Raw genomic sequence first — 1,894 nt, 5'->3', positions numbered from 1 at the left:
CACTCCATGGCTCGCAGCGCCTGCATCGACTCTGTCGTCATATAACTCTGCACCACATCCTGACTGGCAGTATATTGCTGCAAATTACTAAAAAAGGCGCCCATCATCAATACTGGCACCGTCGCCTGTGTCCAACTAAACTGCCAATCATGTGCAGAGAAAAATTTATGATGCGCCACTGCAACGCTAACGGCCTCACTCACCCCACCCTTCACCTTAAGACAGGCAATAATTAAGACCATTAAGGCCCCTGCAGATAATAAAATGCCTTGAATAACATCGGTCCAAATCACCCCTTCAATACCACCTAAAAATGTATAAACAATACACAATATTCCTATCATCCCCAGCAGTACATATGGATTAATATGAACAAAAGAGTGTAAAGAAATCACGGTTAAATAACAGATAATTGCCGTACGGCCAATATGAAATAACATAAAAGATAAGCTGCCAAATACGCGCATTTTAACATCAAAACGTGCTTCTAAATACTCGTAGGCAGAGGTAATATTTAAACGGCGAAAAAATGGGATAAAATAAATAAACACTAAGGGCAGCATTAAGATAGTAACGTATTGAGCAATCACAAAGGTCCAATCCGCGGTATACGACTTCTCTGGAATAGACATAAACGTAATTGAGCTTAAGGTCGTTGCAAAAATACTGAGACCCGCCGCCCAGCCGGGGATACGCCCGCCGGCTTTAAAGTAATCATCTGCCTTTTTTTGCCGTTTTGCAAAGTAAATGCCCACGCTTAACACACTGAGTAAATAAATTAAAAGCACAGTGTAATTAAGCCAACCAAAATTATGCAGCTCCATTATTACTTCCTTTCGTTACTTCTCGTTACTTCTTTAATTGTGATGATCAGCATGCTGGCCTTGTGCTTGCAGTGCCCATTGCGCTGCCCCATACAAACCAGCATCTTCTGCTAATCTTGCCTGTTCAACTATCTGAGGATGAAAAAAGTCAGGTAAGCCGTTCAATGCCTGTTTTACGTGAGTAAAAAATACAGGGTTTAAGCCAACACTTCCACCAATGACAATATGATTGATTTCAAAAATCGCTTGTATATCGGCAATTAAGCCAACCAATGCAGATACTGCTCGCAGCATAACCTGGGCGGCCTTCGGCTCTGTAGCCGATAACTCTATTAACTCACGCGCACACACCGTCTTGCCCAAAGCCTCTGAACCCAGTGCCGCCAATGCCGTACCAGATGCTATAGCCTCAGCACAACCACGCCGACCACACCCGCATAACGGCCCGGCCGGGTCAGCCACGGTATGGCCTAAATGACCACTGGCTCCTTGCAATAGCTGACCATTAACAATCACACCACCACCAACCCCTGTCGACAGCGTAATAAACGCTAATTGCTCGACTTGCCCACGAATCATCGCCTCACCATAGGTTGCAGCTTGTGCATCATTGAGCATAAAAATAGGACAACTCACCTGTTGCTTTAAAAAATCCTCCAAAGCAAAATCAAGCAATCCCCCCACATTATGCGCATTCACGGCTGTCATCCGACCATGTTTAATCACACCAGTACAGGCAATACTGATAGCAGTAAAACGGCCATGATACTCTGCAATCAACTCAGATAATTGTTGCTTTAATGGCTCACAATCAGCGGCTGCACAGGTTGCGCGCTGCTGACGTTCAAACAATTTATCACCATCGAATAAGGCAGCTGCCAATTTCGTCCCACCTAAATCAAGCACTAAAATCATGGTTTTACCACTTGCCCTACTACCTGCTCTTGCATCAGTGCCTTGGCTTTAATTTGCTCACAAAACCACTGGCAAATATGCTCAACCCGTGTCAAGGCAGAGCCCACGGTGACACAAAATGCGCCATGTACAATCGCTCGTAAGCGTCGCTACCT

At 44.8% G+C, this 1,894-nt stretch carries 3 protein-coding genes; all 3 read right to left on the bottom strand.

Going from position 1 to position 1,894, the window contains the following annotated elements:
* Positions 1-824 (bottom strand): sodium:solute symporter family transporter (locus tag C200_RS12310; RefSeq protein WP_033923794.1); only part of this gene is annotated, 824 nt, incomplete at its 3' end.
* Positions 825-857: 33 nt separating this feature from the next.
* The gene (locus C200_RS12305) at positions 858-1,739 is read right to left on the bottom strand and encodes an N-acetylmannosamine kinase (protein ID WP_016212191.1); all 882 of its coding nucleotides are present in this window, start codon (positions 1,737-1,739) and stop codon (positions 858-860) included.
* Entirely contained in the window at positions 1,736-1,873 is a 138-nt protein-coding gene (locus C200_RS15140; protein ID WP_282916182.1) for a hypothetical protein, read from the bottom strand. The genes C200_RS12305 and C200_RS15140 overlap by 4 nt, the downstream gene beginning before the upstream one ends.
* Positions 1,874-1,894 lie beyond the last annotated feature (21 nt).

Origin of the sequence: Piscirickettsia salmonis LF-89 = ATCC VR-1361 (assembly GCF_000297215.2) — a bacterium.
Lineage (GTDB): Bacteria > Pseudomonadota > Gammaproteobacteria > Piscirickettsiales > Piscirickettsiaceae > Piscirickettsia > Piscirickettsia salmonis.
The sequence above is the reverse complement of the archived record's forward strand: the minus strand, read 5'-3'. Positions and strand labels throughout refer to the sequence as shown.